This is a genomic window from Ruegeria sp. AA6 (assembly GCF_056542865.1).
The window spans coordinates 423,886-450,100 of the sequence record NZ_JBQGAN010000002.1 but is presented as its reverse complement, the minus strand read 5'-3'; the positions used below and the strand labels follow the sequence as shown (position 1 = coordinate 450,100).

24 protein-coding genes and 1 tRNA gene are annotated in these 26,215 nt (G+C 57.7%); 12 read left to right on the top strand and 13 right to left on the bottom strand.

What is annotated here, in order from left to right; genetic code table 11:
- Positions 1-9: 9 nt before the first annotated feature.
- Positions 10-1,422 carry a cardiolipin synthase gene (cls, locus tag ACR0LN_RS05210; protein ID WP_480428199.1) on the top strand — a complete coding sequence of 471 codons (1,413 nt, stop codon included), beginning with the start codon at positions 10-12 and terminating at the stop codon, positions 1,420-1,422.
- Here cls and ACR0LN_RS05205 read toward each other — a convergent pair.
- Positions 1,419-1,853: an ion channel gene (locus ACR0LN_RS05205; protein WP_480428197.1), complete on the bottom strand. Its 435-nt coding sequence runs from the start codon at positions 1,851-1,853 to the stop codon at positions 1,419-1,421. The two genes, cls and ACR0LN_RS05205, sit on opposite strands and share 4 nt — an antisense overlap.
- A 152-nt stretch (positions 1,854-2,005) precedes the next feature.
- Between ACR0LN_RS05205 and ACR0LN_RS05200 the strand changes: the two genes are divergently transcribed.
- Genes ACR0LN_RS05200 through ACR0LN_RS05190 form a run of 3 tightly spaced genes read left to right on the top strand, consistent with a single transcriptional unit; the run spans position 2,006 to position 6,094 of the window.
- Positions 2,006-2,653: an ABC transporter ATP-binding protein gene (locus tag ACR0LN_RS05200; protein WP_480428196.1), complete on the top strand. Its 648-nt coding sequence runs from the start codon at positions 2,006-2,008 to the stop codon at positions 2,651-2,653.
- Positions 2,650-5,064, top strand: coding sequence for an FtsX-like permease family protein (locus tag ACR0LN_RS05195; protein ID WP_480428195.1), 2,415 nt, complete (start codon positions 2,650-2,652; stop codon positions 5,062-5,064). The genes ACR0LN_RS05200 and ACR0LN_RS05195 overlap by 4 nt, the downstream gene beginning before the upstream one ends.
- On the top strand, positions 5,054-6,094 hold the full coding sequence (locus ACR0LN_RS05190; RefSeq protein ID WP_480428194.1) for a lipocalin-like domain-containing protein: 1,041 nt from the start codon (positions 5,054-5,056) through the stop codon (positions 6,092-6,094). Before ACR0LN_RS05195 ends, ACR0LN_RS05190 begins: the two co-directional genes overlap by 11 nt.
- 2 nt (positions 6,095-6,096) lie before the next feature.
- Here ACR0LN_RS05190 and ACR0LN_RS05185 read toward each other — a convergent pair whose 3' ends face one another.
- The 3 genes from ACR0LN_RS05185 to ACR0LN_RS05175 form a co-directional block, all read right to left on the bottom strand.
- Entirely contained in the window at positions 6,097-6,528 is a 432-nt protein-coding gene (locus ACR0LN_RS05185; RefSeq protein WP_480428193.1) for a universal stress protein, read from the bottom strand.
- A complete protein-coding gene (locus ACR0LN_RS05180; protein ID WP_480428192.1) occupies positions 6,525-9,134 on the bottom strand; it encodes a TRAP transporter permease in 2,610 nt (869 codons plus the stop codon). Before ACR0LN_RS05180 ends, ACR0LN_RS05185 begins: the two co-directional genes overlap by 4 nt.
- Positions 9,135-9,234: 100 nt before the next feature.
- The gene (locus tag ACR0LN_RS05175; RefSeq protein ID WP_480428191.1) at positions 9,235-10,203 is read right to left on the bottom strand and encodes a TAXI family TRAP transporter solute-binding subunit; all 969 of its coding nucleotides are present in this window, start codon (positions 10,201-10,203) and stop codon (positions 9,235-9,237) included.
- 375 nt (positions 10,204-10,578) lie between these two features.
- On the opposite strand from ACR0LN_RS05175, the gene ACR0LN_RS05170 reads away from it, so the two are divergent.
- A complete protein-coding gene (locus ACR0LN_RS05170; RefSeq protein ID WP_480428190.1) occupies positions 10,579-12,072 on the top strand; it encodes a BCCT family transporter in 1,494 nt (497 codons plus the stop codon).
- Between the two features lie 120 nt (positions 12,073-12,192).
- Here the strand turns inward: ACR0LN_RS05170 and ACR0LN_RS05165 are convergent.
- Positions 12,193-12,278, bottom strand: a tRNA-Leu gene (locus ACR0LN_RS05165).
- 145 nt (positions 12,279-12,423) lie between these two features.
- Between ACR0LN_RS05165 and ACR0LN_RS05160 the strand changes: the two genes are divergently transcribed.
- Positions 12,424-13,002, top strand: coding sequence for a YqaA family protein (locus ACR0LN_RS05160; RefSeq protein ID WP_480428188.1), 579 nt, complete (start codon positions 12,424-12,426; stop codon positions 13,000-13,002).
- Positions 12,999-13,466, top strand: a complete 468-nt coding sequence (locus ACR0LN_RS05155) for a disulfide bond formation protein B (RefSeq protein ID WP_480428187.1) — start codon at positions 12,999-13,001, stop codon at positions 13,464-13,466. The genes ACR0LN_RS05160 and ACR0LN_RS05155 overlap by 4 nt, the downstream gene beginning before the upstream one ends.
- Here ACR0LN_RS05155 and ACR0LN_RS05150 read toward each other — a convergent pair.
- Positions 13,463-14,050, bottom strand: a complete 588-nt coding sequence (locus ACR0LN_RS05150; protein ID WP_480428185.1) for an HNH endonuclease — start codon at positions 14,048-14,050, stop codon at positions 13,463-13,465. The two genes, ACR0LN_RS05155 and ACR0LN_RS05150, sit on opposite strands and share 4 nt — an antisense overlap.
- A 213-nt stretch (positions 14,051-14,263) precedes the next feature.
- Between ACR0LN_RS05150 and ACR0LN_RS05145 the strand changes: the two genes are divergently transcribed.
- Positions 14,264-14,869 carry an rRNA large subunit pseudouridine synthase E gene (locus ACR0LN_RS05145; protein ID WP_480428184.1) on the top strand — a complete coding sequence of 202 codons (606 nt, stop codon included), beginning with the start codon at positions 14,264-14,266 and terminating at the stop codon, positions 14,867-14,869.
- A 31-nt stretch (positions 14,870-14,900) separates the two neighbouring features.
- A complete protein-coding gene (locus ACR0LN_RS05140; protein ID WP_480428183.1) occupies positions 14,901-15,326 on the top strand; it encodes a VOC family protein in 426 nt (141 codons plus the stop codon).
- A gap of 4 nt (positions 15,327-15,330) precedes the next feature.
- On the opposite strand, the gene ACR0LN_RS05135 is transcribed toward ACR0LN_RS05140, so the two are convergent.
- Genes ACR0LN_RS05135 through ACR0LN_RS05125 form a run of 3 tightly spaced genes read right to left on the bottom strand, consistent with a single transcriptional unit; the run spans position 15,331 to position 17,130 of the window.
- On the bottom strand, positions 15,331-15,834 hold the full coding sequence (locus ACR0LN_RS05135; RefSeq protein ID WP_480428182.1) for an N-acetyltransferase family protein: 504 nt from the start codon (positions 15,832-15,834) through the stop codon (positions 15,331-15,333).
- 1 nt (position 15,835) lies between these two features.
- The gene (locus ACR0LN_RS05130) at positions 15,836-16,501 is read right to left on the bottom strand and encodes an alpha/beta hydrolase (protein WP_480428180.1); all 666 of its coding nucleotides are present in this window, start codon (positions 16,499-16,501) and stop codon (positions 15,836-15,838) included.
- Positions 16,498-17,130: a DNA-3-methyladenine glycosylase family protein gene (locus tag ACR0LN_RS05125; RefSeq protein ID WP_480428179.1), complete on the bottom strand. Its 633-nt coding sequence runs from the start codon at positions 17,128-17,130 to the stop codon at positions 16,498-16,500. Before ACR0LN_RS05125 ends, ACR0LN_RS05130 begins: the two co-directional genes overlap by 4 nt.
- 98 nt (positions 17,131-17,228) lie before the next feature.
- Here ACR0LN_RS05125 and ACR0LN_RS05120 point away from each other — a divergent pair, with 98 nt between their 5' ends.
- The gene (locus ACR0LN_RS05120; RefSeq protein ID WP_480428178.1) at positions 17,229-18,458 is read left to right on the top strand and encodes an MFS transporter; all 1,230 of its coding nucleotides are present in this window, start codon (positions 17,229-17,231) and stop codon (positions 18,456-18,458) included.
- A 3-nt stretch (positions 18,459-18,461) separates the two neighbouring features.
- Here the strand turns inward: ACR0LN_RS05120 and ACR0LN_RS05115 are convergent, their stop codons facing one another.
- From ACR0LN_RS05115 to cysS, 3 genes are read right to left on the bottom strand one after another with little or no spacing between them, the layout of a single operon-like run.
- Positions 18,462-19,244 carry a squalene/phytoene synthase family protein gene (locus ACR0LN_RS05115; RefSeq protein ID WP_480428176.1) on the bottom strand — a complete coding sequence of 261 codons (783 nt, stop codon included), beginning with the start codon at positions 19,242-19,244 and terminating at the stop codon, positions 18,462-18,464.
- Entirely contained in the window at positions 19,241-20,875 is a 1,635-nt protein-coding gene (gene cimA / locus ACR0LN_RS05110) for a citramalate synthase (protein ID WP_480428175.1), read from the bottom strand. Before cimA ends, ACR0LN_RS05115 begins: the two co-directional genes overlap by 4 nt.
- The gene (gene cysS, locus ACR0LN_RS05105; protein WP_480428174.1) at positions 20,875-22,272 is read right to left on the bottom strand and encodes a cysteine--tRNA ligase; all 1,398 of its coding nucleotides are present in this window, start codon (positions 22,270-22,272) and stop codon (positions 20,875-20,877) included. The genes cimA and cysS overlap by 1 nt, the downstream gene beginning before the upstream one ends.
- Before the next feature lie 265 nt (positions 22,273-22,537).
- Here cysS and ACR0LN_RS05100 point away from each other — a divergent pair, with 265 nt between their 5' ends.
- A complete protein-coding gene (locus ACR0LN_RS05100; RefSeq protein ID WP_480428172.1) occupies positions 22,538-23,746 on the top strand; it encodes a pyridoxal phosphate-dependent aminotransferase in 1,209 nt (402 codons plus the stop codon).
- Here the strand turns inward: ACR0LN_RS05100 and ACR0LN_RS05095 are convergent.
- Entirely contained in the window at positions 23,732-24,250 is a 519-nt protein-coding gene (locus ACR0LN_RS05095; RefSeq protein WP_480428171.1) for an outer membrane protein, read from the bottom strand. The two genes, ACR0LN_RS05100 and ACR0LN_RS05095, sit on opposite strands and share 15 nt — an antisense overlap.
- Positions 24,251-24,664: 414 nt before the next feature.
- Here ACR0LN_RS05095 and ACR0LN_RS05090 point away from each other — a divergent pair, with 414 nt between their 5' ends.
- Entirely contained in the window at positions 24,665-26,209 is a 1,545-nt protein-coding gene (locus tag ACR0LN_RS05090; RefSeq protein WP_480428170.1) for a trimethylamine methyltransferase family protein, read from the top strand.
- The last annotated feature ends 6 nt before the right edge of the window (positions 26,210-26,215 follow it).

Here is a 26,215-nt window from a genome sequence, read left to right as displayed (position 1 = left end):
GATAACCCCATGTGGACATTACTTGTTTCCGCGGCCGTCTTCTTCCTGTACGTGACGGCCGTTGTCTTTGCGATCCGGGCGGCACAAACCGCGCGCACACCTCAAGGCGCTGTTGGATGGGTGGTGTTCCTGATCTCGGCCCCGATGTTCGGCGTGCCGATGTATCTGTTTCTGGGTCACCACCGCTTTCGCGGGTATCGCATTGCGCGAAAGCACAGCGAACGTGTGGTTGAAGGGATCAAGAGCTTTGCAGACTTTTCGATGCCCGAACCCGGCTCCATGCCATTCAACCCCCGACCATTCGAGGCATTGGCTCATTTACCGGTTTCTCGTGGCAATGGGGCAAAATTGCTGATCGATGGGCAGGCCACGTTCGACGCCATCTTCCAAGCCATCGATAAGGCGCAAAACTATGTCTTGATCCAGTTCTACATCGTGCGCGACGACAAGTTGGGTAAACAACTAAAAGACAAGATGATTGCAGCTGCCAATCGCGGCGTGTCGGTCCGCTTCATGACCGATGCCGTGGGCAGCTATGGCCTTCCAACGTCTTATCTGGACGACTTACGCGCTGTGGGGGTCGAGATCGCAAACCCTCGTGATCGGCGGGGTCCGCAATATCGTTTTCAACTCAATTACCGCAACCACCGCAAGACCGTCATCATTGATGGAGAGATCGGTTTTATCGGCGGGCACAACGTCGGCGTCGAGTATCTGGGGCAAAGCGAATATTTCGGACACTGGCGCGACACGCATATCGAAATGACCGGCCATGTGGTGCGGCAACTACAACTGATATTCGTCGAGGATTGGAACTGGGCGCATGGAGTTGACCTGATCGACAAGTTGGACTGGGCCGGATCGGTGTCTGACCAGGATATGAACGCGTTGCTTGTGGCAACGGGACCAGGGGATGACACAGAAACCGGCGCAATGATGTTTTTTGCTGCTATCACCGAAGCGAGAGAGCGGGTTTGGATCGCATCCCCGTACTTTGTGCCGGACATCGACATCATTACTGCACTGCAACACGCGGCCCTGCGTGGTGTGGACGTGCGTATTCTAGTGCCAGATGTGATCGACCACCGCCTGCCCTGGCTGGCGGGCTTTGCCTATTTCGACGAAATTCGAGACTGCGGCGCACGGATATTTCGGTATACCGACGGCTTCATGCATCAAAAGGTCTTTGTGGTCGACGACACTCTGGCGGCCGTGGGCACCACGAATCTGGACAACCGATCCTTCCGGTTGAATTTCGAAGCAATGGCGCTGTTTTTTGACACGCGTGCAGCCGAGGCCGTGGACAAAATGCTAAGCGCCGATTTCAAAAACAGCTATGAGCTGACCCGCAACTTGTCTGAGCAACCGGCTTACATCCGGTTCGGGTCACCCTTGGCACGGTTGTTTGCGCCGATCCTCTAGGACATCAGCTCTTCTTTGAACACCTGCGTCATCAGAGCAACCATGAAGGCGGTCGAAAGACCAAAGGCCAGCAGCCCGGTGACCGAGGCAAATGCTCCGAAAATGCGTAGCGGCTCACCCAGAACGATGTCGCCATAGCCAAGCGTGGTGAATGTCACCAACGAAAAATAGAGTGCCGAGTTCCAATCAGGCAGGACGTCCCCAAGCACCCAGACGATCGCCCAAAGCCAGACCTGAAAGGTATGAATCGCAACGATGAAACCCAACGCGATACAAATCGGCGCGGCGATTGAGACGAACCGCTTGCTGTTTTCCAACCGCAAAGACATTCGCCGGATCATCTGCGTGCACCACGTCAGAAGGATAATCTCGATCAGAAAGCAAATGCCGAGATAGACGCTGCCCCAAACAATCTGCTGCGCTAATGTCATGAATTCCTGCCCCGGACTAAAGAAGTCGTGCCACAATGGCGGCTTAGCCGACAAAGGACAAGGCTGCGACGAATGGAAACGGATGCGGCTGGGTGCTGGACTCTGGCGGTTGGCGTTGCACATTGTTGCAGGCACCATCCAAGGGGTTTTGAATGCTGCTGAATATAGAAAAGGTCCAGAAATCCTATCCGGGTGGGCGGCCGGTTCTGCGGGACGTTTCGCTGAGATTGGACCACGGACAGACGCTGGCCCTGACCGGCGAAAGCGGCAGCGGCAAAAGCACGCTTTTGAACCTTGCCGCCGCGCTCGACAGCTTTGACAGAGGCGAGATCACTGTGGACGGAACGGCCCTGTCCGGGCTGGACGATCGCGGTCGTGCCGCGTTGCGCCGTCAAAGCGTGTCGATGGTATTTCAGCAGTTCAACCTGATCCCCTCGCTGACGGTTGCCCAAAACCTGTCGTTCCACGCACGGCTTGCAAACCGTGAGGACACCGAATGGACAGCCCAACTGGCCGAAAGGCTTGGTTTATCCGACCTGCTGAGCCGCTACCCGGAAAACCTGTCTGGCGGCCAACAGCAACGTGTTGCCATCGGGCGCGCCATGGCACCGCGACCTAAGCTTCTGCTTGCGGATGAGCCGACAGGAAATCTGGATGAAACAGCAAGCGCCACTGTGCTGGACTTGATGCTTTCACTAGTCGCAGAAACCGGTGCGGCCCTTCTGCTGGTCACACACTCACACGATATTGCGGCGCGGCTTGACCGGCAGGCGCATTTGGCTGGCGGTCACATCGGATGAACAGTGCGATCATACAGGCCCTTTTGTCACACTGGTGGCGGCATTGGTTGCAATTGGTCACGCTGCTGATCGGCATCGCCTTGGCAACAGGGCTGTGGTCCGCCGTCCAAGCCATCAATACCGAGGCCCGTGCCAGCTATCAGCGTGCCAGTGATCAACTTGCTTTGGGTTTGTTTGACGCGTTACGTGATCCCTCTGGTCCAATCTCGATTGAACGCTATGTTTCACTGCGCCGCGCGGGTTGGCAGGTGGCGGCAGTGCTGGAGGGACCGCTGCGCGTGGCAGGTGGTACTGTGCAGATCATGGGCGTCGACATGGTCGCCTATCCTCCTCTGCCCGCCGTGACTCAGATTGAACAAAGCGAAGCGCCCCCGGACCCAGCGGCCATGTTGACCGCGCCCGGTCGTCTTATGGCCGCGCCCGAATTAGCCCGGATATTGGAGGGGCAAAACGACCTGCCCCCGGTTCTGACATCCACTGTGGTTCCCCCCGACCTGGTCCTGACCGATATCGGAGTGGCCGAGACCCTATTTGACAAACCGGGACAGATCACTCGGTTGATGGTATTGCCATCTCAGCCACGCGGCATACCTCAGCTATCCAAAATTGCGCCCGAGCTGGAACTGGTCGAGGCTGCGGAACAACTGGATACCGCGCAGTTAACCGACAGTTTTCACCTGAACCTGACAGCCTTTGGCTTGCTATCGTTTGCGGTTGGTTTGTTCATTGTTCACGGCACAGTTGGGCTCGCTTTTGCTCAGCGTCGCGCAATGATCCGAACCCTGCGGGCACTGGGTGTTTCGATGCGGCGTCTGGTCTGGATTGTCACCATGGAACTGGCCTTGCTGGCCCTGATCGGCGGCCTGATCGGGCTGGTTCTTGGTTTTCTGTTGGCCGGAATCCTTTTGCCGGATGTCGCCGCCACGCTGCGCGGTCTGTATGGTGCGCCCGTCGACGGCCAGTTGTCGCTGCAACCGCAGTGGATTTTGGCAGGGCTTGCAATGGCTTTGGGCGGCACGCTGCTTGCCAGTGGTCAAGCTCTGGTCCGACTGTCCCTTATGCCACTGCTGACCGGGGCCGGATTGCAATCATGGCGCGGGTCCGGCAAGGGGCAACGTTTTTCCGGGCTTGTCGGGATGGCCTTGATCATCGGCGGCCTAGTCATCGGCTTCGCGTTCGAGGGGCTGTTCGCCGGATTTGCGATGGTGGGCGGAATACTGACCGGCGCCGCGCTGATCCTGCCCTATCTGCTATCCCTTGCTTTGTCCGCTTTCGAAACCCGAGCGAGAACGCCCGTTGCTCAATGGGTATGGGCCGATATGCGCGCTCAATTGCCTGGCTTGTCCCTGGCCCTGATGGCACTTCTGCTTGCTTTGGCAGCAAATATCGGTGTGGGTACAATGGTTTCAAGCTTTCGCCTCACCTTTGTTGGCTGGCTGGATCAGCGCCTGACATCCGAGCTGTATGTGACCGCAACCGACAACCAACAGGGTGTGCAAATCGCCCAATGGCTGGAACCCAAAGTGGACGCTGTTTTGCCCATCCGCAGTGTTGAGCTGGCGCACGATACCGGACCGCTGTTTTTGTACGGAGTTGTGGACCATCAAACTTACCGTGATCACTGGCCGATCATCGCCTCTTCTGAAGGCGTCTGGGACCGGGTACTGGCAGGAGAGGCTGTACTAATCAACGAACAGCTTGCCCGGCGATCCGACCTGTGGCCCGGTGACACACTGACCCTGAACACAGATCACACTCTGTCTATCGCGGGTGTGTATTCCGACTACGGCAATCCGACCGGTCAGGCGATCGTGTCAATGTCGCAACTGGATCAGATTTCACCGGGTGCCGAAACACGCAGATTTGGCATTCGCATCGCGCTAGAGCGCGCGACCGAAATGGCTCAGGCTTTGCGAAATCAGTTTGACCTACCCCGCCAGTCTGTCGTGCATCAGGCCGCTATGAAGGCGCAATCTCTGGCAATTTTCGACAAAACCTTTGTGATCACTTCGGCGCTGAACGTTTTGACCCTGGGCGTCGCAGGGTTTGCCATCCTGACCAGCCTGCTGACGCTTTGGACCCAGCGACTGCCGCAGATTGCTCCGGTCTGGGCGCTTGGGCTGACGCGGGCACAACTGGCACGTCTAGAGTTGCTGCGCAGTTTGCTGCTGGCCGCGCTGACGGCAGTTTTGGCTCTGCCACTCGGGCTAGTTCTGGCTTGGGCGCTTTTGGCGGTGATCAACGTGCAGGCATTCGGCTGGCGATTGCCGATGTTCCTGTTCCCTTTGGACTGGGCCTATCTTTTCGCACTGACCTTGCTGGCCGCCTTTGTCGCTGCCGCCTTGCCCGCTCTGCGCCTCTTGCGCCTGCCGCCCGCCGACCTGCTAAGGGTGTTTGCCAATGAACGTTAAAATCTGGCTGATCGTTCTGCTCTTATTATTGCCCCCGGCCCTTCGCGCACAGGGGTACGCCGGTCTGGGCGGATCGGCCGAAGGATTCGCCATCCCAAAACCGGGATACCAGTTCGAATTCCCCAAGGACCATGGCCCCCATCCGACTTACCGGATCGAATGGTGGTATCTGACCGCCAATCTGTCCGGCGAAGATGGGCGCGACTATGGCATACAATGGACCCTGTTCCGGTCCGCCCTGAAACCGACCGAGACCGAAGGTTGGCAGAGCCCTCAACTGTGGTTGGGGCACGCCGCAGTGACAACTCCAGAAAAACACTACTTTGCCGAGCGCCTTTCACGCGGCGGGATCGGTCAGGCCGGGGTCACAGCCGAGCCGTTCGAGGCCTGGATTGACGAATGGACAATGCGTGGACCTGATCCCAATGCCGTGACCTTGACCGCAAGCGGAGCCGACTTTTCGTACAATCTGACGCTCAACGCCCAAGGCCCGTTTGTGTTTCACGGCGACGCTGGATATTCGGTCAAATCCGCAGATGGCCAAGCCAGCTATTACTATTCTCAGCCGTTTTATACCGCCGAAGGCGTGCTGCATTTGCCTGATGGCGATGTCAAAGTCACTGGGCAGGGTTGGCTGGACCGCGAATGGTCCTCGCAACCCTTGGCCGACGATCAAAGCGGCTGGGATTGGTTTTCGTTGAGTTTCGATGATGGTGACAAGTTAATGGCCTTTCGCCTGCGCGGCAGGCGAGGAGATTTCACGGCAGCCACGTGGATCACCCCGGACGGAACCGCAACCCCCCTGCCCGACGGGGCCGCGACCTTCGCACCGCTGGATACCGAACGTGTTGCCGGGCGGGATGTTCCGGTGCAATGGCGGGTCACATTGCCTGATCGAAATTTGGACGTCGAGGTTTCAGCCATCACACCTGACGCATGGATGGCCACTCGGTTCGAATACTGGGAGGGGCCTGTTACAGTATCCGGCAGCCATACAGGCCGCGGATACCTTGAGATGACAGGCTACTAGCTTTAGCGCACCACGTAGACCGAGACCGAAGAATGCCGGACCACTCGCGCTGCGTTCGGGCCAAGCAGATAATCTTTGAGATCCGGTTTATGCGCACCGATCACAATCAAGTCACTATTTGCGCTTTCGGCGGTTTTCAGAATTTCCTGATACGCCGTGCCGGTGGCCACGACGTGACGGATTTTCTCGTTCCGCTCTGCGCCTAGCGCCGACTCGCACAACTCAGTGAGTTTCGAATGCGCCTCTTCCAACGCCTTTTCGTGAAAGTCCGGTTGGAAAAAGCCCGAAACCCAGCTTTCCCCGAAATCGGGCAGCACTGTCACCACATCCAACTGCGCGTTGTCCTGATCAGCCAACGCTGCTGCCGTTTTCAGAACATTCAAGTCCAGATCGCCGTTGCTGATATCGACAGCACAAAGAACTGAGTTTGTCATGCGGGCACCTCTTGTCTTGCGGCTCGACCGCGTTGGAGGAAGGCGATCAGACCCAACAGGATCAGCGCAGGGATATAGATCAGTTGCTTGGGCGGCTGGCTGGACGGCAGGCTGACCGAGGTCAGGCGCACGGCCTCATCGCCATAATAGTCGAAGATGTCCAACTCATCGGCAACCGGAGTGCCGAAAAGTGGTTCTTCCACTTTGATCAAACCGTCTTCTTCCAGCAGCAGCAGACCCATTGCATCCACGCGGGCCTCTCCGCCTTCTTCGCTGCCGACGGCGACCACAACGGTCGTGTCGGTCATTTCCAGAGTGTCAAAGTCCGGCCCGCTAATCACAAGGCGCACTTCTGTCCCGGGCGGCGTTTGTCCGATCGTCTCAACAAAGGCTGCTGGTTCAACGGACTCATAGGGCGGAGATACCCGGTCCATGAAAAAGTCCGGCCGGAACAGCGCAAAGGCCACGAAGATCAGCGCGATGCTTTCGTAGATACGGCTATGGGTCAGGAAATAGCCCATTGTTCCCGCAGTGAAGACAAGGATGGCTATTGTTGCGAATATCGCGACAGTTATCCCCTCAACCCACGTCACGTCGATCAGCAGTAGATCGGTGTTGAAGATGAACACGAATGGCAACGCAACCGTCCGCAGGCTGTAGAAGAACGCGGTGAACCCGGTTTTGATTGCATCACCACCCGATACAGCGGCAGCGGCGAAACTTGCCAATCCAACCGGAGGCGTCACGTCAGCCATGATCCCGAAGTAGAACACGAACAAGTGCACAGCGATCAGCGGTACGATCAACCCGCTCTGCGCGCCAAGCTCAACTACAACTCCGGCCATCAGCGAGCTGACCACGATATAGTTCGCCGTGGTCGGAAGGCCCATCCCAAGGATCAGGCTGAGGATACCGACCATGATCAGCATCAGGATCAGGTTTCCGCCTGACAGGAACTCAACCAGATCAGCCATAACCTGACCAACACCGGTCAGGGTCACAGTGCCCACAATCACGCCCGCGGTTGCGGTTGCCAAGGCAATCCCGATCATGTTGCGCGCGCCGTCAATCAGGCCTTGCCACAGGTCCGCTACACCGTCGATAAAGCTGGCGTTCAGGTTGCTCTGCCCACGAAACAGCGCCTTGAGAGGCTTTTGCGTCAACAGGATCACAAACAGCAGCGCAGTGGCCCAGAAGGCCGACAGACCCGGGGATTTCTGTTCGATCATAAGGAAGTAAACCAGCACGATGATCGGCAGCAAATAGTGCAGACCGGCCTTATAGATGTCGGCGATGACCGGCAGTTCAACTTCTTTGGCGTTTGGATCATCGGGTTCCAGATCAGGCACTTGCGCGGCCAAGTACAGCAGCACCACATAAACTGCGCAGACGATAAGGCTGAGAACCAGACCTGCCGCCGAGGGCGCCCAGCTTGTCACCGCTTCGACCGGGAATTGCGACCCGTAGCAGAGACCAGCAAAGACCACAAAGAAGGACAGCATGCCTACGACCGTTCGCGCCAGATGCACTTCGCGGTTGCCCAGAGTTGGCATGTTCCGCTTCACCGCCTCAAGATGCACGATATAAACCAGCGCGATGTATGAGATCGCGGCAGGCAGGAAGGCGTGAGTGATCACCTCGACATACGAAATGCCCACGTATTCAACCATCAGGAAGGCCGCAGCGCCCATGACCGGCGGCATGATCTGACCGTTCACAGACGAGGCCACCTCGACCGATCCGGCCTGCTCGCTGGAAAAGCCAACACGCTTCATCAGCGGAATAGTGAACGTCCCGGTGGTGACAACGTTGGCGATCGACGAGCCCGAGATCAGACCGGTTGCAGCTGAACCCACAACCGCAGCCTTGGCCGGACCGCCACGCAGGTGCCCCAGGGCACCGAAGGCCATCTTGATGAAGTAATTCCCCGCCCCGGCCTTATCCAGCAACGCCCCGAACAGCACGAACAGGAACACGAATTTCGTAGAGACGCCGAGCGCGATACCAAACACACCCTCGGACGTGATCCACATATGACTCATTGCCTTTTTCAGGCTTGCGCCCTTCCAGCGGATAACTTCGGGCACCCATTCCGAAGAGCCGAAGAACACATAAGCCAAGAATATCGTCGCGATGATCGCCATCGCCGGGCCAAGCGCACGCCGCGCGGCCTCGAACAATAGAAGCAGACCGACCAAGGCAACCCACTTGTCCGTATCATCGGCAAGACCGCCCGCATCGACGATCTTTTGGTAGAAGAAATAGCCGTAAAGCGCGACAAACGCGCCCAACAGCCCCATGATCCAGTCCTGAACCGGGATATAGTCGCGCGGGCTGGTTTTCAGCGCAGGATAGGCTGCAAAGGCCAGGAACATCGCGAAGGCCAGATGAAACTGCCGCGCATTGTTAACAACGCTGCCGGGCAGCACATAGTTTGCCAACGGCGAGGCCAGCACGACCTGAAAGACCGACCATGTCGCCGCCACAACGGCCAGAAAAACCCCGACATTACCGACCGGATTACGCCCACCCGCATCGGACGAGGCTACAAGTTCTTGTAGCTCTTCTTCGGATAGCGGACGATTGGATTGTGTGTCGGAACTCATGAAATGTCTCCCCGTCGCGGCCGTTTTCGGCCTTCTGAAACACCCGTTTTCCTACGGGTTTGATGCAGGGCGCCCGTGGGCACCCTGCTGTAGGTCTGGCTTACTGAACCCAGCCTTTTTCTTTGTAGTACTTCTCGGCACCCGGATGCAGCGGAGCCGACAGGCCGTCTGCAATCATTTCTTCGGGCTTGAGGTTGGCAAATGCCGGGTGCAGCTTTTTGAAGTCATCGAAGTTTTCGAAGACTGAGCTGACAACCGCGTAAACCGCATCTTCCGACACGTCAGCCGAGGTCACGAAGGTCGCGCCAACACCAAAGGTTGCGGTGTCGCCGTCCGAACCACGGTACATGCCACCGGGGATGGTTGCGGTGCGGTAGAACGAGTTGTCGTTGACCAGCTTGTCCACCGCGTCGCCGCTGACGTTCACCAGGACCGAGTCACAAGCCGTGGTGGCTTCCTGAATCGACCCCGAGGGGTGACCTACGGTGTAGACCATCGCATCGATCTGGTTGTCGCACAGAGCTGCGGACTGTTCGGCCGCTTTCAGCTCGGTCGCCAGCTCGAAATCGTCGGTTGTCCAGCCCATCTCGCCCAGCAGAACCTCCATGGTGCCGCGCTGACCGGAACCGGGGTTGCCGATGTTGACGCGCTTGCCCTTCAGGTCCTCGAAGTTGGCGATACCGGAATCGGCACGGGCAACGACGGTAAACGGTTCAGGGTGTACCGAGAATACGGCGCGCAGGTTTTCGAAGGGTCCAGCCTCTTCAAATTTCGAGCTGCCGTTATACGCGTGGTACTGCCAGTCGGACTGTGCAACGCCGAACTCCAGCTCGCCTTCGCGGATGGTGTTGATGTTGTACACCGAACCACCCGTGGACTCGACCGAGCAGCGAACGCCGTGCTCTTTGCGGCCTTTGTTGACCAGACGACAGATCGCGCCACCCGTCGGGTAATACACGCCGGTCACACCACCAGTGCCGATCGTAATAAACTCTTCTGCATACGCTGCCGGAGCCATAAGGGCTGCGGTGACGACCGCGCCGAGGCTAAGCTTGCTGCTGTTTTTCATTTTTGAGAACTCCCACTTCTTTTTGCGGATGGGAGACTGCTAGCGGTCCCATCCGGGACCCGCCGGTACGCCAAGCGCACCCGTCTTGCAACAGGTACAAGCGACTGAATTTCCAAAATCTCCCAACACCTTCGACGTTTCATTCAGACACTCCACTTGTCAACCCCTGCGGGCCCAGGAACGGGCCAGAGCCGCAAATCTGAGGGGCTTTTGGGATTTTTCCCCCTGAAACACCACAAGGGGGCTACGCCTTGCCGGAACAAAGCTTTGAAAGTCAGCCATCCACCATTTACTGTTATCTAAAAATTGGAATGTCTTGGGTAAGCCCTGAGCACCAAGAAGAAATATACCGCATGCCATAAAGGGTCGTCATTGATGAAGCGCACCTCACCCAGCCCGCTCCTTGTGATTGCCCTCGCGCTCAGCGCGGCGATAGCCGCTTGGGGTATCGCCGACCCGCATGGGCTGGGAAGGCTTGCCGCAAGGGCGGTGGCCATCCAGTTCAATAGCCGCGGCTGGTTCATCATGCTGGAAGTCAGCGCTGTGCTTTTCGCGGCCCTCTACTTGGCTTTGTCGCGGTTTGGCGACGTCCGGTTGGGGCCCGATGGTGCCGAGCCCGAATTTTCGACCCCAGCCTGGATTGCCATGCTCTTTGCTGCAGGCATGGGCGTTGGTCTTTTGTTTTATGGCGCGGCCGAGCCACTGACCCATTTCGAAGTATTGCGCCAATACAGCCCAGATCCCATGGCCGCCAGCCATGCCCTGTTTGTAACCTATTTGAACTGGGGCTTCCACGCCTGGGCCATCTACGGAATCGTCGGGTTGGTCATTGCCTATTTCGCCTATCGCCGACACCGCACGCTGTTGTTGAGCGCGCCATTGACCGACGCACTTGGCGAGGCGCGCTGGACCAAGACCATGGGGTGGATTTTCGACCTGCTTTCGATTGTTGCAATTGCCGTTGGTTTGGCTGGCTCGATGGCGATGGGTGTGTTTCAGATTCAGACCGGATTGGCGGGGTTGATCGGAGTAGAGTCACCCGGAGTGCTGACTATTCCCGTATTTGCAGCACTTTGCGTGGCGTTCATCATCCCCTTGCGACGCGACCTTGGCGAGGGGATGTCCCGTCTGTCAAACGCAGCCATGCTGATCGCCGTTGCAATGATGGTCTATCTTCTAGTCCTCGGCCCAACGTCCTTTCTGATGGATGGCATCGTTTCAGGATTCGGGCGTTATTTCTTCGGCGTCCTGCCCGCCGGGTTTTCCACAGCGGAGTTCTTTGATGACCTCCTGATCGACTGGTTTCACGGCTGGACGCTGAACTACATGATCTGGTGGATGGCATGGTCCCCGTTCGTCGGTATCTTCATCGCCCGCATTTCGCGCGGGCGCACCATTCGTGAATTCCTGATCGGAGTGATAGTCGCACCTACCCTGTTCTCGATCCTATGGTTCGGAATATTTGGTGGCCTGGGTTTCTATGATGCGCTTCGACAGGACGGGGCCTTGTCGGCCATCAATTCCGATAACCTGGACGCCACAACTTTTGCCCTGCTCACCAAATTCCCACTTGGCGGAGTGACACAAATCGCGACCATCGTGGCCGCTTTCCTTTTTGTGGTGACCAGCGTCGTAAGCGCAGGTTTCACGCTCGCCATGATCGGAACGGGCGGAGACGAAAACCCCTCGCCCCGTGTGCGAACGATATGGGGCGTCATTCTGGGCGCATTGGGACTCGCGATGATTTTGGTCGGAGACATCGGACTGGTCAGGTCGATCATTGCGCTGTCAGCAATGGCGTTTGTTTTTATCGTACCTATCCTCGTGATCTGCCTATTCAAAAGCCTAGCCCGAGAGGACCGGACATGACCGGCCAATTCACTGACACAATACTGAACCTCAGCGTATTTGCCTATATCGGCTTCCTGATTTGGCTGAGTTTGAGGCGCGATCCGTGATCGCACAGCGAGTTCGCGCATGTTTTTGTGGTGGTGCCCAAGGAGAGACTCGAACTCTCACGATGTTACCATCGGGGGATTTTGAATCCCCTGCGTCTACCATTCCGCCACTTGGGCCACGAACACTGGATTAGCCTTCATAGCCGGGAAGGTCCAGAGGCAAAAAACAACCCAATTCCAGAATGTTTTTACGCCAGCGGTTGACGCCCTACCGGGCGCATGGTTTGGCTTGAGCAACGATTAAACGGGATTTTAGCACCTTATGTTGCGATCGCTCTATGACTGGACCATTCGTCTGGCCGAACATCCTCATGCTCTTTGGGCATTGGCCGTCGTGGCTTTTATCGAAAGCTCGTTCTTTCCGATTCCCCCCGATGTCTTGATGATTCCCATGATCCTTGCCCGTCCATCGCGCGCATGGTTGATCGCAACGGTTGCGTTGGTCGCATCGGTCCTTGGCGGATTGCTGGGCTATGCTATCGGTGCGTTCTTCTACGAAAGCCTCGGGCAACCGATCCTGGAATCCATGGGCAAGGCGCATGCCATGGAAGAGTTCAACACCCGTTTCAACGACTTCGGGTTCTGGGCTGTGCTGGCGGCAGGCGTAACACCGTTCCCTTACAAGGTCATAACGATCATGTCTGGCTGGACCGGCATGCCGTTAGGAACGTTCATCGCAACATCCATACTGGCCCGCGCCCTTCGGTTTTTCCTTGTGGCTGGTCTGCTTTGGAAGTTTGGTGAGCCTATCCGTGACTTCATCGAAAAACGGCTGGGCCTGATGTTCACCCTGTTCATCATCCTACTGTTTGGCGGTTTCCTAGTGGTGAAATACCTATGATACGAAAAAACACTCTGGTCCTGATTGCCGCAGGCGGATCCGCGGCCATGCTGCTGGGGGCGTGGGGGTTTCAGCATCTCGGAGGCATGGCGCCTTGCAAAATGTGCATCTGGCAGCGTTATCCGCACGGTGCCGCTGTCGTGATCGGCGCATTGGCGCTGGCTTTGCCGCGTGTGAACCTATTGCCTTTGCTTGGCGCTCTGGCGGCGCTGACGACGGCGGCGATCGGCGTTTTCCACGCCGGGGTCGAGTTGAAGTGGTGGGAAGGCCCCTCCAGCTGTACCTCCGGCGATATTGGCGGACTGTCAACGCAGGAACTGATGGATCAGATCATGTCTGCTCCATTGGTGCGCTGCGATGAGATCCCGTGGGAGATGTTCGGGCTGTCCATGGCCGGTTGGAACGCCGTAATCTCGGGCGGCCTTATGTTGGTCTGGCTCGCCGCGTGGCGTAGTCGCGGTTAGAACTCGTCCAGTTCCGCATCCCAGTACAGGAAGTCGATCCAGCTGTCGTGCAGGTGGTTCGGCGGGAACTTGCGCCCGATATTCCTCAGCGCCTCAGCATCGGGCTGGCGCGGTGGCTTGCGCAGCGTCATGCCTGCTTGGCGCAGAGACTTCGACCCCTTTTTCAAGTTGCACGGGCTGCATGCCGCCACCACATTCTGCCAGCTTGTGACACCACCCGCAGCGCGCGGAACCACGTGATCAAAGGTCAGGTCTCCACGGCTGCCGCAGTACTGGCAACGGAATTCGTCCCTTAGAAATAAATTAAAGCGCGTGAAGGCCACGCGCTTTCTGGGTTTTACATAGTCTTTGAGTACAACGACCGAGGGTATTCGTATCTCGGTACTCGGGCTTCGGACGACCTCGTCGTATTCCGCCACGATGTCCACCCTGTCCAGCCAGGCCGCCTTGATCGCCTCTTGCCACGGCCACAGGGAAAGCGGGTAGTAAGACAAGGGGCGATAGTCGGCGTTCAAAACCAATGCCGGATGATGCTTAAGCGCACCGGGTTCCCTGACAAATTCGGTCCTGAAGTCTCCATCCATATCAGAATCGCTCCTCGCTCTGCTCTGCCCGTTTTTGACATCAGAGCGGGGAACACCCGCCCCGGCCTTAACTTAACTATATATCGTGTTAAAACTCTGACAAGCCCTGAGTTTCCACAATATCTCGGGGATTGGTTAAGCCGAATCCGTAACAACATCGTGACAGTTATCCACAGCTTGCGCCGATGTGGCCCGCGGGCTATGGCGGGAAACATGAGCTGGTTCATCCGATTCAACAAACCCTTTGACGTGCTGCCGCAGTTTACAGACCACGCCAACGCAGAGTCGCCGCGCAGTACCCTGTCTGACTACATTGACCTGCCCGGTGTCTACCCGGCCGGGCGGTTGGATAGGGACAGCGAAGGGCTGATGCTGCTGACAGATAACGGGCGCTTGCAGGCCCAAATTTCCGACCCAAAGCACAAGATGGCTAAAACTTACTGGGTTCAGGTCGAAGGGCTGCCGGATACTGCCGTTCTGAAAGCGCTGCGCGATGGGGTTGAACTGAAGGATGGGCTGACCCGCCCCGCCAAGGCGCGTCTTATGGATGAACCTGACAGCTTGTGGCCCCGCAACCCTCCGATCCGGGTGCGCCAGACTGTACCGGATTGCTGGATAGAACTGACCCTGCGCGAAGGTCGAAACCGACAGGTCCGACGGATGACGGCGGCAGTTGGTCACCCGACACTGCGTCTGATCCGGGCGCGGATTGGGAATTGGTCGTTAGACGGGCTTGAGCCGGGCCAATGGGACAGCTTACCCGCGCCAGCCGTAAGTGCCGCGCCGCAGCGCAAACGGGATCGTCGCCCACGTCGGTGACAAAAACCGCGTGTTGTGATATACTTACCGAATGAAAGTCACACCTGACATACCGGTGCCCATCGGCATTCTCGAAGCTGCGCTTTACGTTGATGATCTGAACGCAGCCGAACGGTTTTACGGAGAAATACTGGCCCTAGAGAAAATCCAGCGCGTAGCCGAACGGCACGTTTTCTTTCGGGTCGGAGGGTCAGTGCTGCTGTTGTTCAACGCCTCTGAGACTGAAAAACCACCCGGCAACCCGGATCTGCCAGTCCCGCCGCATGGCGCGCGCGGTCCCGGTCATGTGTGCCTGACTCTGACCCGCGACGAGATCGACGTGATGCGCAAGCATTTGCTGGACTGGAACATTCCCGTAGATGCCGAATTCGACTGGCCCGGCGGCGCGCGCTCGCTTTATGTGCGCGACCCTGCTGGAAATTCTGTCGAGTTTGCCGAAGGGCATCTTTGGGGCTGACACATCAGAACGTCGCACCAGCCTTCAGATCATACCGTTTGGAGATTCTGTCGACCGGAGTACCATTCCGCAGCGGCACGCCATAGGCAACCGAATAGTCCTGAAAACCCATCTTGTCGTAGTAACTTAACCCCATCCGATTATCGGCCCGGATGGTTGCATTGATCGCGGCAAACCCCATTGCTGCAGCGCTTTTTTCTGATTCCGCGAACAAGGCGCGGCCGGCGCCCTTCAAAATAGGTGCGCGCCGGGTAAAGGTGGCGATGTCGGCACAGTCAGCAGGCAAATCCTCATGCGTGCCCAGCCATTGAAAGCCTGCCACCTCGCCCTGATCATCCAAGGCGACGTGGCAACAAATCTTGTCTGCCCCATCAAGAAAACTCTGCTTGAACAAGGCGTCTGAGAACGGGGTTTCAAACGCGGTCGATCCCCCGATCTCAATAATCTCGTTCAGAATGCGGCACGCCGTAGCCACATCTTCGGGCATCATGGGGCGGACCGCGATCATCCTAAAGGTTCAGTTTGTCGCGCATGAAGGCCAACGCAACACTTAGGCCGTCAGGTGCGATTCCGTGACCCGTGCCCTTCATCACGTGGGCATAGACCTCTTTGAATCCCGCCTCTTGCAGGGCTTCGGCAGCTCCGGGCAACGATTGCGGCGGCACCACGTCATCCGCATCACCATGCACCAGCAAGACCGGCATGCGGCTGACGGTTTCGTCGGGCAGCAGATCAGGCTCCAACAACCTGCCCGAAAAGGCAACTATTCCGGCCACGGGGTCTTCGCGACGTGGAGCGACGTGCAAGCTCATCATGGTGCCTTGTGAAAAACCGAAAAGAACCACCTGTTCCGGCAGGACATCTTCGTCCACCATCAGCGCATCGAGGAAGGCGTTGAAATCCTCGACCGCCATTTCCATACCGCGCCGGGCCTCTTCTTCGGACGAGCCGTCGATCCAAGGGATTGGAAACCACTGGAAACCATTGGGCATGCCGGGGATTTGTTCTGGCGCGTCGGGGGCAACGAACAGCGTATCCGGCAAATGCTCGCCCAAAGGATCAGCCAACCCGAGCAAATCGGCCCCATTGGCCCCGTAGCCGTGCACAAAAACCACGACCGAGCGTGTGTCGCCCGAAACCGGCTCTTTTCGGAGCGCATTCAAAACCCGTGTCATCTGATCCCTTCTCGTTCTTTGGCCACCCGGTAATAGGCCCACAAAACACGCGCTGCAACCGACCGCCAGGGCGACCAAGCCTCGGCCATCTGTCGCAGTTCCTTATCCGTTGGCCGTTTGGGCAAGTCATAGAGGACACGCGCGGCCTCTTGCAGGGCCAAATCACCCGGCGCGATCACATCGGCGCGACCAAGTGAGAACATGGCGTAAATCTCGGCAGTCCAGACACCAATACCCGGCACTTCGGTCAGAGTGGCGATAACACCTGCATTAGGCGTGTCGCGTAAAGCTTTGTAATCAATACGCGCCTCAGCAAGTGCGCGGGCGTAACGTATCTTTTGACGGCTTAGCCCAGCCGCCCGCAAATCATCATCTGTGGCCCACATAATCTTGCGCGGGCCGGTCAGTTTTGCATCCTGCAACCGTTTCCAGATCGCATTGGCCGATGCCACACTGACCTGCTGGCTGACAATGGCGCTGAGAAGCTGGGCAAATCCGTCCGGGCGACGTCGCAAGGGCAGAGGTCCAGTTTGCTCCATCGCATACGCCATTCGCGGGCAGGTCTTGGCCAGCCAAACAGCGCCTTCCGCAACACAGTCAGAAGTCTCAATGATGCGTCCGACGGACATAGGCGCTCCGGCTCGTTGGCGATGCGCTCACGTTAGGTTGCTTTGTCGCAGATGCAACCCGCTTGTACGACAGGCAATTCAAAGCTACGCATGGCCACATGACACTTGCCGCTGCCACCCCGCCCGACAACAGTCAGGCCAAACGCAACGTCGCCGTACTGGTAGCGGCGCAGGCGGTGCTTGGCGCGCAGATGCCGATGATTTTCATCGTCGGCGGGCTGGCGGGTCAGTCTTTGGCGTCGAATCCCTGCTTGGCGACCCTGCCCATTTCGCTGATCGTTCTGGGGTCGATGCTGGCGGCGACACCTGTCTCGGCAATCATGCAGCGCTGGGGGCGTCGCGCGGGATTTCTGATCGGCGCAACCGCCGGGGCCTGCGGAGGGGTCGTCGGAGCATATGGTTTGTTTCTGGGCTCGTTCCCGGTCTTCCTGGTCGGAAGTCTGCTGACCGGCATCTACATGAGCGCGCACGGGTTTTACCGTTTTGCCGCCGCTGACACCGCTTCGGACGAGTTCCGCCCCAAGGCAATTTCCTATGTCATGGCAGGCGGTTTGGCTGCAGCCATCATCGGCCCGCAGATCGTAAAACTGACGTCCACGGCCTATGTCATTCCGTTCCTCGGCACTTACTTGGCCGTGATAGCGTTGAATATCTTCGGCTCGGCGCTGTTCTTCTTTCTGGACATCCCCACTCCTGCGAAACCCAAGGAAAACACACCCAAAGGCCGGACCAGACTTGAGATGCTCAGAACGCCGCGCATCGCCGTGGCGATCATCTGCGCAATGGTTTCATACGCGCTGATGAACCTTGTGATGACGTCGACTCCGTTGGCGGTGGTGGGTTGCGGGTTTACCGCCAATGACGCCGCCGATGTCGTCACCAGCCACGTTCTGGCGATGTATATACCCAGCTTCTTCACCGGCCAACTCATCGCGCGATTTGGTGTGGAAAGGATCGTGGCTTTGGGTTTGGTTATCCTTGCCGGAGCTGGCGTGGTCGCCCTACGAGGTGTCGAACTCGGGAATTTCTTCGTCGCCCTGATCCTGCTTGGTATTGGCTGGAACTTTGGCTTTATAGGCGCCACAACCATGCTGGCCGCTTCGCATGACGTGAGCGAGCGTGGTCGGATGCAAGGATTAAACGATCTTCTGGTATTCGGAGGCGTCACCGTCGCCTCGCTTGCCTCGGGCGGCTTGATGAATTGCTCTGGCGGCTCTCCGGTGGAAGGCTGGACCGCAGTGAACCTCGCCATGATCCCGTTGCTGACACTGGCGGGTGGTGCATTGTTGTGGCTGGTTCTCAAACCGTCCGAGCCGGAAACGGTTTGACAGCTACCAACGGCCTCTGGCAACAGTCCACATCAGAGATAAACGACGCCGCAACTCCCCCTGCACTAGATCACCAACAGCAACGCGTTCAGGTCTTTCTATGACCTGCCGTAAAACCCATTCAGCCTGCCATCCAGAATAAAGCGCAGGCCGTGCCTCGACCGACACGGACGACGAGCACGAGCGTGCGTTTTGCAGCCTGCCTAACGCCTTCTGCGCAAGGGAGCGAACGCCCTCGGGCGATCCGTCCAACAACGGAATCCGCCCCCGCGCCTCAAGATCGGGAATGGCCCGAAACCAGTTCGCAACTCCGACGGCATAGCCGAAATCTCGCAGCACCGCATCGTCAGCAGATCCCAAAATCTGAGCTGCGGCAACCATCAGAGATCCAGCGCTGTGGTCTATATAAGCATCGAAATGCGCCTCGTCCTCAAACGGATCACGGTAAATATCCCAACGCCTTACGGCCACATATTCATCTAGCATGGTAGCCAGATCAGGCGACAGAACCTGTGTCAGAGGTGTCACGACCTCATGCCGACGCACGGCCTGACCCTCGGCGATTTCCTGCAGCGCATCGCGCCACCATTGCAGACGCATTTCAGCGATCATCGTCTCTTGCGTGACCCAAGGGGCGCGCGCGACCTCGATATTCAGCGCATAGAGCGGAAACAACAAAGGTCTGACCGCAACGGGTGCTGCCATAACGGCCATGAACCGATCCGGGTCGGCGCGATGAACAAGCGCCGCGCAAGCTTTGACATCGTCGTCGAATTCTACAGTCACTCGGCCACCGCAGCTTGCGACCCGCAATCACGAACCAATTTCCACTGGATTGCGTCCAGCAATGCTTCGAACGAGGCATCGACTATGTTCGCACTGACGCCCACGGTCGACCACCGGCGCCCCCGCCCGTCTTCGCTGTCAATTATGACGCGTGTAACGGCCTCGGTGCCGCCCTGAGTGATACGGACCTTAAAGTCGACCAGCTTCATATCGGCGAGAACCTGAGAATACTGACCCAAATCCTTGGCCAGCGCCTTGGACAGCGCGTTCACCGGCCCCCGATCGCTGCCGTTTTCGTCCATGGATTCACTGACCGACAGCTTCTTTTCCCCGTCGACCTTCACAACAACCACGGCCTCGGACAGACTGACCATCTTGTTGTATTTGTTCTTGCGCCGCTCAACGGTCACCTTGTAGCGCTTGACCTCGAAGAACTCGGGCAGTTGTCCCAGTTCATCCCGCGCCAGCAGCTCAAAACTAGCCTGCGCGGTGTCATAGGAATACCCCTCGGCCTCGCGCTGCTTGATCCGGTCCAGTATGCGCCCCAGCGCAGGGTCGCCTTTTTCCACGACCAAACCGGCCTCGGTCAGGCGTTTGCGCAGGTTCGACTGCCCCGCCTGGTTCGACATCGGGATGACCCGTGCGTTCCCAACCGCAGCCGGATCGACATGCTCATAGGTTGATGGGTCCTTGAGGATCGCGCTGGCGTGCAGCCCTGCCTTGTGGGCAAAGGCCGACGCCCCGACATAGGCCGATTGCTTGCTGGGCACCCGGTTCAGAATATCGTCCAACATCCGGCTGACGCGGGTCAGACCGGCCAGAGCCTGCTTCGTGACACCAATATCGAAGCACGAAGCATAAGGTTCCTTCAACAGCAGCGTCGGGATCAGAGCTGTCAGGTTCGCGTTCCCACAGCGTTCACCCAAACCATTCAGCGTTCCCTGAATCTGCCGCGCCCCCGCATCGACTGCCGCCAGAGAACAGGCTACCGCGTTCTCGGTATCGTTATGAGTGTGAATGCCCAGATGGTCACCAGGCAAACCAGCGGCGATCACTTCAGAGACGATCTTCGAGATATCAGCGGGCAGCGCGCCACCATTTGTGTCGCACAGCACGACCCAGCGCGCGCCAGCGTCCAGTGCGGCCCGACAGACCTCAACCGCGTAAGCAGGGTTGTCCTTATAGCCATCAAAGAAATGCTCGGCATCAAACAAGGCCTCACGCCCCTGCGCCACGATATGAGCAACCGACGCGCGGACGTTCTCGACATTCTCTTCCAGCGTTGTCCCGAGTGCATGAGTTACGTGGTAGTCATGCGACTTACCGACCAGACAGACGGCCTGCGTCCCGGCATTCATCACCGCAGCCAGAACGTCGTCATTCTCGGCCGACCGGCCCGAGCGTTTGGTCATACCAAACGCTGTCAACCGCGCCGCAACCTTGGGCGCAACCTCAAAAAAAGCGCTGTCCGTCGGGTTCGCCCCGGGCCAGCCACCCTCGATGTAATCCACGCCCAACTCATCCAGCGCCTGCGCGATCTGCACTTTCTCGGCGGTCGAAAACTGAACTCCCTGCGTTTGCTGCCCGTCCCGCAAGGTCGTGTCGTAGAGGTATAAGCGTTCCTTCGACATCACACCTCCTCCAGCTTGGCCGCATCGAAGCCAGCGCCCGGAACCAGTTCAACGCCGTCCTTACTCATGCGAACTTCCAGACCGGCAGCCAGATACGCTGCCTTCAGACGATCCACTTCCGAGAAGTCCTTGCTTTCCATCGCCGTGGCCCGCGCCTCGGCCAATCGGTCCGCATGCACCGTTAAGTCTATGGCAGCGGTATCCGCCCAAGCGCCCATCTCAGGCGCAAGCAATCCCAGCAATTGCGCGCTCGCCAACAGACTCGCAGCATCTCCGTCCGCAGCCAGACGGTAGAGTTCCGCCAAAGCGCCCGCTGTATTCAGGTCATCACTCAGCGCTGTAATCACCGAGGGCGCCGCGTTGGCGGCGGGCTCGATGCCCGCTGTCAACGCCCGCCATTTGCGCAGTGTTGTCTCGGCCTCTCGCGCCTTCTTCTCAGTCCAGTCCATCGGCTTGCGATAGTGGGTTTGTAAAAAGACAAAGCGGATCACTTCCCCTGGAACACCCTGTTCCAGCAGATCATGCACGGTAAAGAAATTGCCCAGCGACTTGGACATTTTTTTACCTTCCACCTGCAGCATCTCGTTGTGCAGCCAGACCCGCGCGAACTCCCCCTCTGGGTGTGCGCAGCAACTCTGTGCGATCTCATTCTCATGGTGCGGGAACATCAGATCATTGCCGCCGCCGTGAATGTCAAAACTGTCGCCCAGCAGTTCATAGCTCATGGCCGAGCATTCGATATGCCACCCGGGGCGCCCACGACCCCAAGGCGACTCCCAGCCCGGCAGTTCATCGGTCGACGGCTTCCAAAGAACAAAATCCATGGGGTTTTTCTTGTAGGGCGCAACCTCGACCCGCGCGCCCGCGATCATATCATCGACCGAGCGACCTGAGAGCTTGCCATACCCCTCTTTCCAACTTTCGACCGCGAACAAAACATGCCCTTCGGCCGCATAGGCATGCCCCTTCTCGATCAGCCCTTCGATCATCGCGATCATCTGATCAATGTACTGCGTGGCACGTGGCATCTCATTGGGTTCCAAGGCCCCCAGCGCACCCATGTCGTGCAGATACCAGCCGATCGTTTCGTCCGAACGTTCCTGCACCAACTGCTCCAACGTCCCCTCAGCACCGGCCTTTTGACGCGCCAAAGCGGTCGCGTTGATCTTGTCGTCCACGTCCGTGAAGTTTCGAACATAGGTCACATGATCCGCGCCATATGTATGCCGCAGCAACCGATAAAGCACGTCGAACACCACCACCGGACGCGCGTTCCCCAGATGGGCCCGGTCATAAACCGTCGGTCCGCAGACATACATCCGCACATTGTCGGCACTGATCGGCACGAAATTCTCTTTCGTCCGCGTCCGGGTGTTGTGCAGTTTGATCGTCGTCATCGGTCGGCTCCTAAACACAGCGTGGCTTCTCGCGTTGGCGCGGGCTTAGCAACTTGTCTCAGGGATGAAAACGAAAGAAACCGGCCCGCTTGATAAATCAGCAGGTAATGCAGCAAATAATGATGCAGTTCATCGGGTTCATGTCATTCCCCTAACACGTGGCTTGCTCTGAGCCAAGTGCTGAGTGATTTGCCTCAGCGCCGATGATTGACATTCCCGAACACCTCTGGCCCATTCTGCGCACAAGACTTAACGGAGGCGGGCCATGAAGTTGTCGGAGCGTATCACTCACCTGACCGGCGGTGGAAGCGATGGGTGGGATGTATTCTATCGTGCCCGCAGGATGATCAGCGAAGGGTACGCCGTGACCGAGTTGACGATTGGCGAACATGACATCCGCACTGATCCGTCTATCTTGGAGGCGATGAATCTTTCGGCGCAGCAGGGTCACACCGGATATGCCATGGTTCCTGGCACCGATCTGCTGCGCGACACGGTCGCCGCGCGACTACAGGCGCGCACCGGGATACCAACGTCGCGCAACAATGTGCTGATCACGCCCGGCGGCCAATCCGCCTTGTTCGCAGTCCATGTTGCGGTTTGCGATCCCGGCGACGTGGGCCTTTACCTTGATCCGTACTACGCCACCTATCCCGGCACGATCCGTGGCGCAGGCGCTACCGCCCGCGCTATCAAAACCTCAGCAGACAACGCTTTCCAACCGATTGCCGAACAGATCGACGCCGCCGCCGAGGGCGCTGTTTCTTTGCTTATTAACAGCCCGAACAATCCAACCGGAGTGGTCTATTCGCGCCCAACCCTGGAAGGAATCGCAGATGTCTGCAAGAAACGAGACCTTTGGCTGATTTCGGACGAAGTGTACGATACTCAGGTTTGGGAAGGTGAACATATCTCACCACGTACCTTGCCGGACATGGCCGAGCGCACCTTAGTCGTGGGATCAATGTCCAAGTCCCATGCCATGACCGGTTCTCGCTGTGGGTGGGTCGTCGCCCCAGAGGAGGTGATCTCTCATCTGATCAATCTCGCCACACACACCACTTATGGTGTTCCAGGGTTCATTCAGAATGCGGCGAGTTTCGCCCTGAATGCCGGAGACGCGTTGGAGGAAAAAATCGCCGAACCGTTCCGCAGGCGCCGTTCGCTTGCCGTGGGCATTCTTGGCAGTCAGAACACGGTCGTTCTTGTTCCCGCACAGGGTGCGATGTACCTGATGTTGGATATTCGCGCCACGGGCCTCAGCGGCGAAGCGTTTGCCAATGCTTTGCTGGACACGCATGCAATAGCCGTAATGCCCGGTGAAAGTTTTGGTGCTTCGGCTGCGGGCCATGTCCGCGTCGCAATGACAATCGAGGATGACCGTTTCGCAGATGCGCTGACAACTATTTGCACATTTGCTGCCGAGGTGGCGGACCGCCACGCCTCTGAACTCCAGAGCTTAGAATCGGAATGAAGTGCGCAGGTTAAATACGCTTGTATCCAATGTACCGTTCGAGCGGGTGACGTCATCGAATTCCTGCCGCAAGGCTTCACCGCTTACGATCAAACGGTCATTTATTGGGTATGCCAAGCCAATCCCGTAAACGGCGGCGGTGTCGTTATCAACTGAGGAGTCTGCCCTGGCTGCCCCAACCACCACATACCCCAATGCCGCGCCGAAATCGTATCCGCCACGCAGTTTCAAGCTGGCTATGCTATCTAAGCTTCCCTCGCCCTGACCAAGGTCCAATGACAAGCGATTATATTCAAATTCGCCACCTAAAATAAAACTTCCGAAGTCTCGATCATATCCAGCGTGAAGGCCAAAACTTAGGTCATCGCCGCCCGAGCCCCTTGGCCCATCCGCATCGGCGTACCCGAAGCTGAAGCCAGCATAAGACCCCGTCCAATCATCAGCCATTAACGGGGTCGCGAGCGACATAACCATTGTGAGACTGAGGGCCTTAAGGGCTTTCATAAATCTCTCCTAAAAACCTTTCGACACCATTTCGGTCTTTAGAGTTGTCTTACCTTAGAAACTTGGCTCACCATCCTTAAATTTCAATTTAGATCACGAGCCGTTCTTAAATAACTAAAGGCACTATAACAGATTTTTGCCTGCTTCGAAAAAAATTGTGCAGACAAATAAACAGTGTGACATTCGCGTGTTTACTTCGCTTTTTGACCCCTAGGTCGCAAATAGAACAGAATATGACAATGCACATCGGAATACTGCGCTTCACAAGGTGAGGACCTGAATGCAAAACGACGTTTGGAAAATTCGACTAGTCGTTCGCACCATTGGTGCGGAACGAGGTCGTGCGGCTCGTGGGCGGCCAATGGAACTGTAATACAGCCACCTTGCCCTGAATACACGACCGGAACAAAAACCATGAACGATCATTCCCGAAACTCCTCCCGCAGTGGCGGACGCGCCGCGCGTCGTGCTGCCCGCGCCACCGCCCTGCCCGAGCATCTGCGCCCTGTCCGACCCGGAATGGAGGGTGGCGTTCTCAATGTACTGACCCCCACTCAGGTCGAGCAAATCCACCAGGCCGCGCTGACCGCGCTGGAAACCATCGGGCTGGCCGACGCCCCGCAAAGCGGGATCGACTATCTGGTCGCCGCAGGCTGCACCTTGGGTGACGACGGCCGTATCCGTTTCCCCCGTGCCTTGGTTGAGGATACAATCGCCAAGGCCAACCGGTCGGTAACCCTGTTCAGCCGTGACGGGAAAACCGATCTGGACCTGTCCGGCGCCAAGGTTCACTACGGCACTGCGGGCGCTGCGGTCAGCATGGTCGATGTTCACGGCAACGAATATCGCGATTCGACCGTTCAAGATCTGCACGATGCGGCGCGCATCTGCGAGCAGCTTGAAAACATTCACTTTGTTCAGCGCCCCATGGTTTGCCGCGACATCGCCGACAACCTTGAGATGGACCTGAACACGATTTACGCCAGTTGCTCGGGCACCTTCAAACATATCGGCACATCTTTTACGGAACCGCACCACGTGGCGCCCGCGATGGAAATGATCCACATGATTGCCGGTGGCGAAGACACGTTTCGCGAGCGGCCTTTCGTATCGAACACGAACTGTTTCGTCGTGCCTCCGATGAAATTCGCGACCGAAAGCTGCGAAGTGATGGAGGAATGTATTAAAGCCGGAATGCCCATCCTGTTGCTCTCTGCTGGGATGGCCGGGGCAACTGCGCCGTCGACCATCGCCGGGGCCATTACCCAGGCCACCGCAGAATGCCTCGCCGGTTTGGTTTACGTAAATGCCGTAAGTCCCGGTGCCCCAGCGATTTTTGGCACCTGGCCATTTGGTTTGGACCTGCGCACAGGTGCCATGTCTATCGGTTCGGGTGAACAAGCCCTGTTGACCGCTGGCTGCGCACAGATGCACCGCTTCTACGACCTGCCGGGCGGTGCCGCGGCCGGAGCGACGGATTCTAAGCTGCCAGACATGCAGGCCGGGTGGGAACAGATGTGCTCGAACGTCATGGCAGGCCTAGCAGGGTTGAACATGGTGTACGAAGCTGCGGGGATGCACGCGTCTCTGCTGGGTTTTTGCCATGAAAGCCTTATCCTAAGCGACGACCTGATTGGTCAGGCGCAGCGCTGCGTACGCGGGATCGAAGTCACGGATGAAACGCTGGCCTTGGATCAAATCGCCGAGGTCTGCATGGGCGGACCGGGCCACTATCTGGGCACCGACGCGACCCTCAGCCGGATGCAAGCGGACTACGTTTATCCCAATTTCGGAGATCGGACATCACCCAAGGAATGGGCTGAGTTGGGCAAACCAGATTTGATCGAGAAGGCGATCAAACGGAAAGAGGAAATTCTCTCAACCCCATCTCCGGCCCGGTTCGATCCTTTGTTGGATGCCGAAATCCGAGGCAAATTCAACATCCACCTCGGATCGTAAAGTATT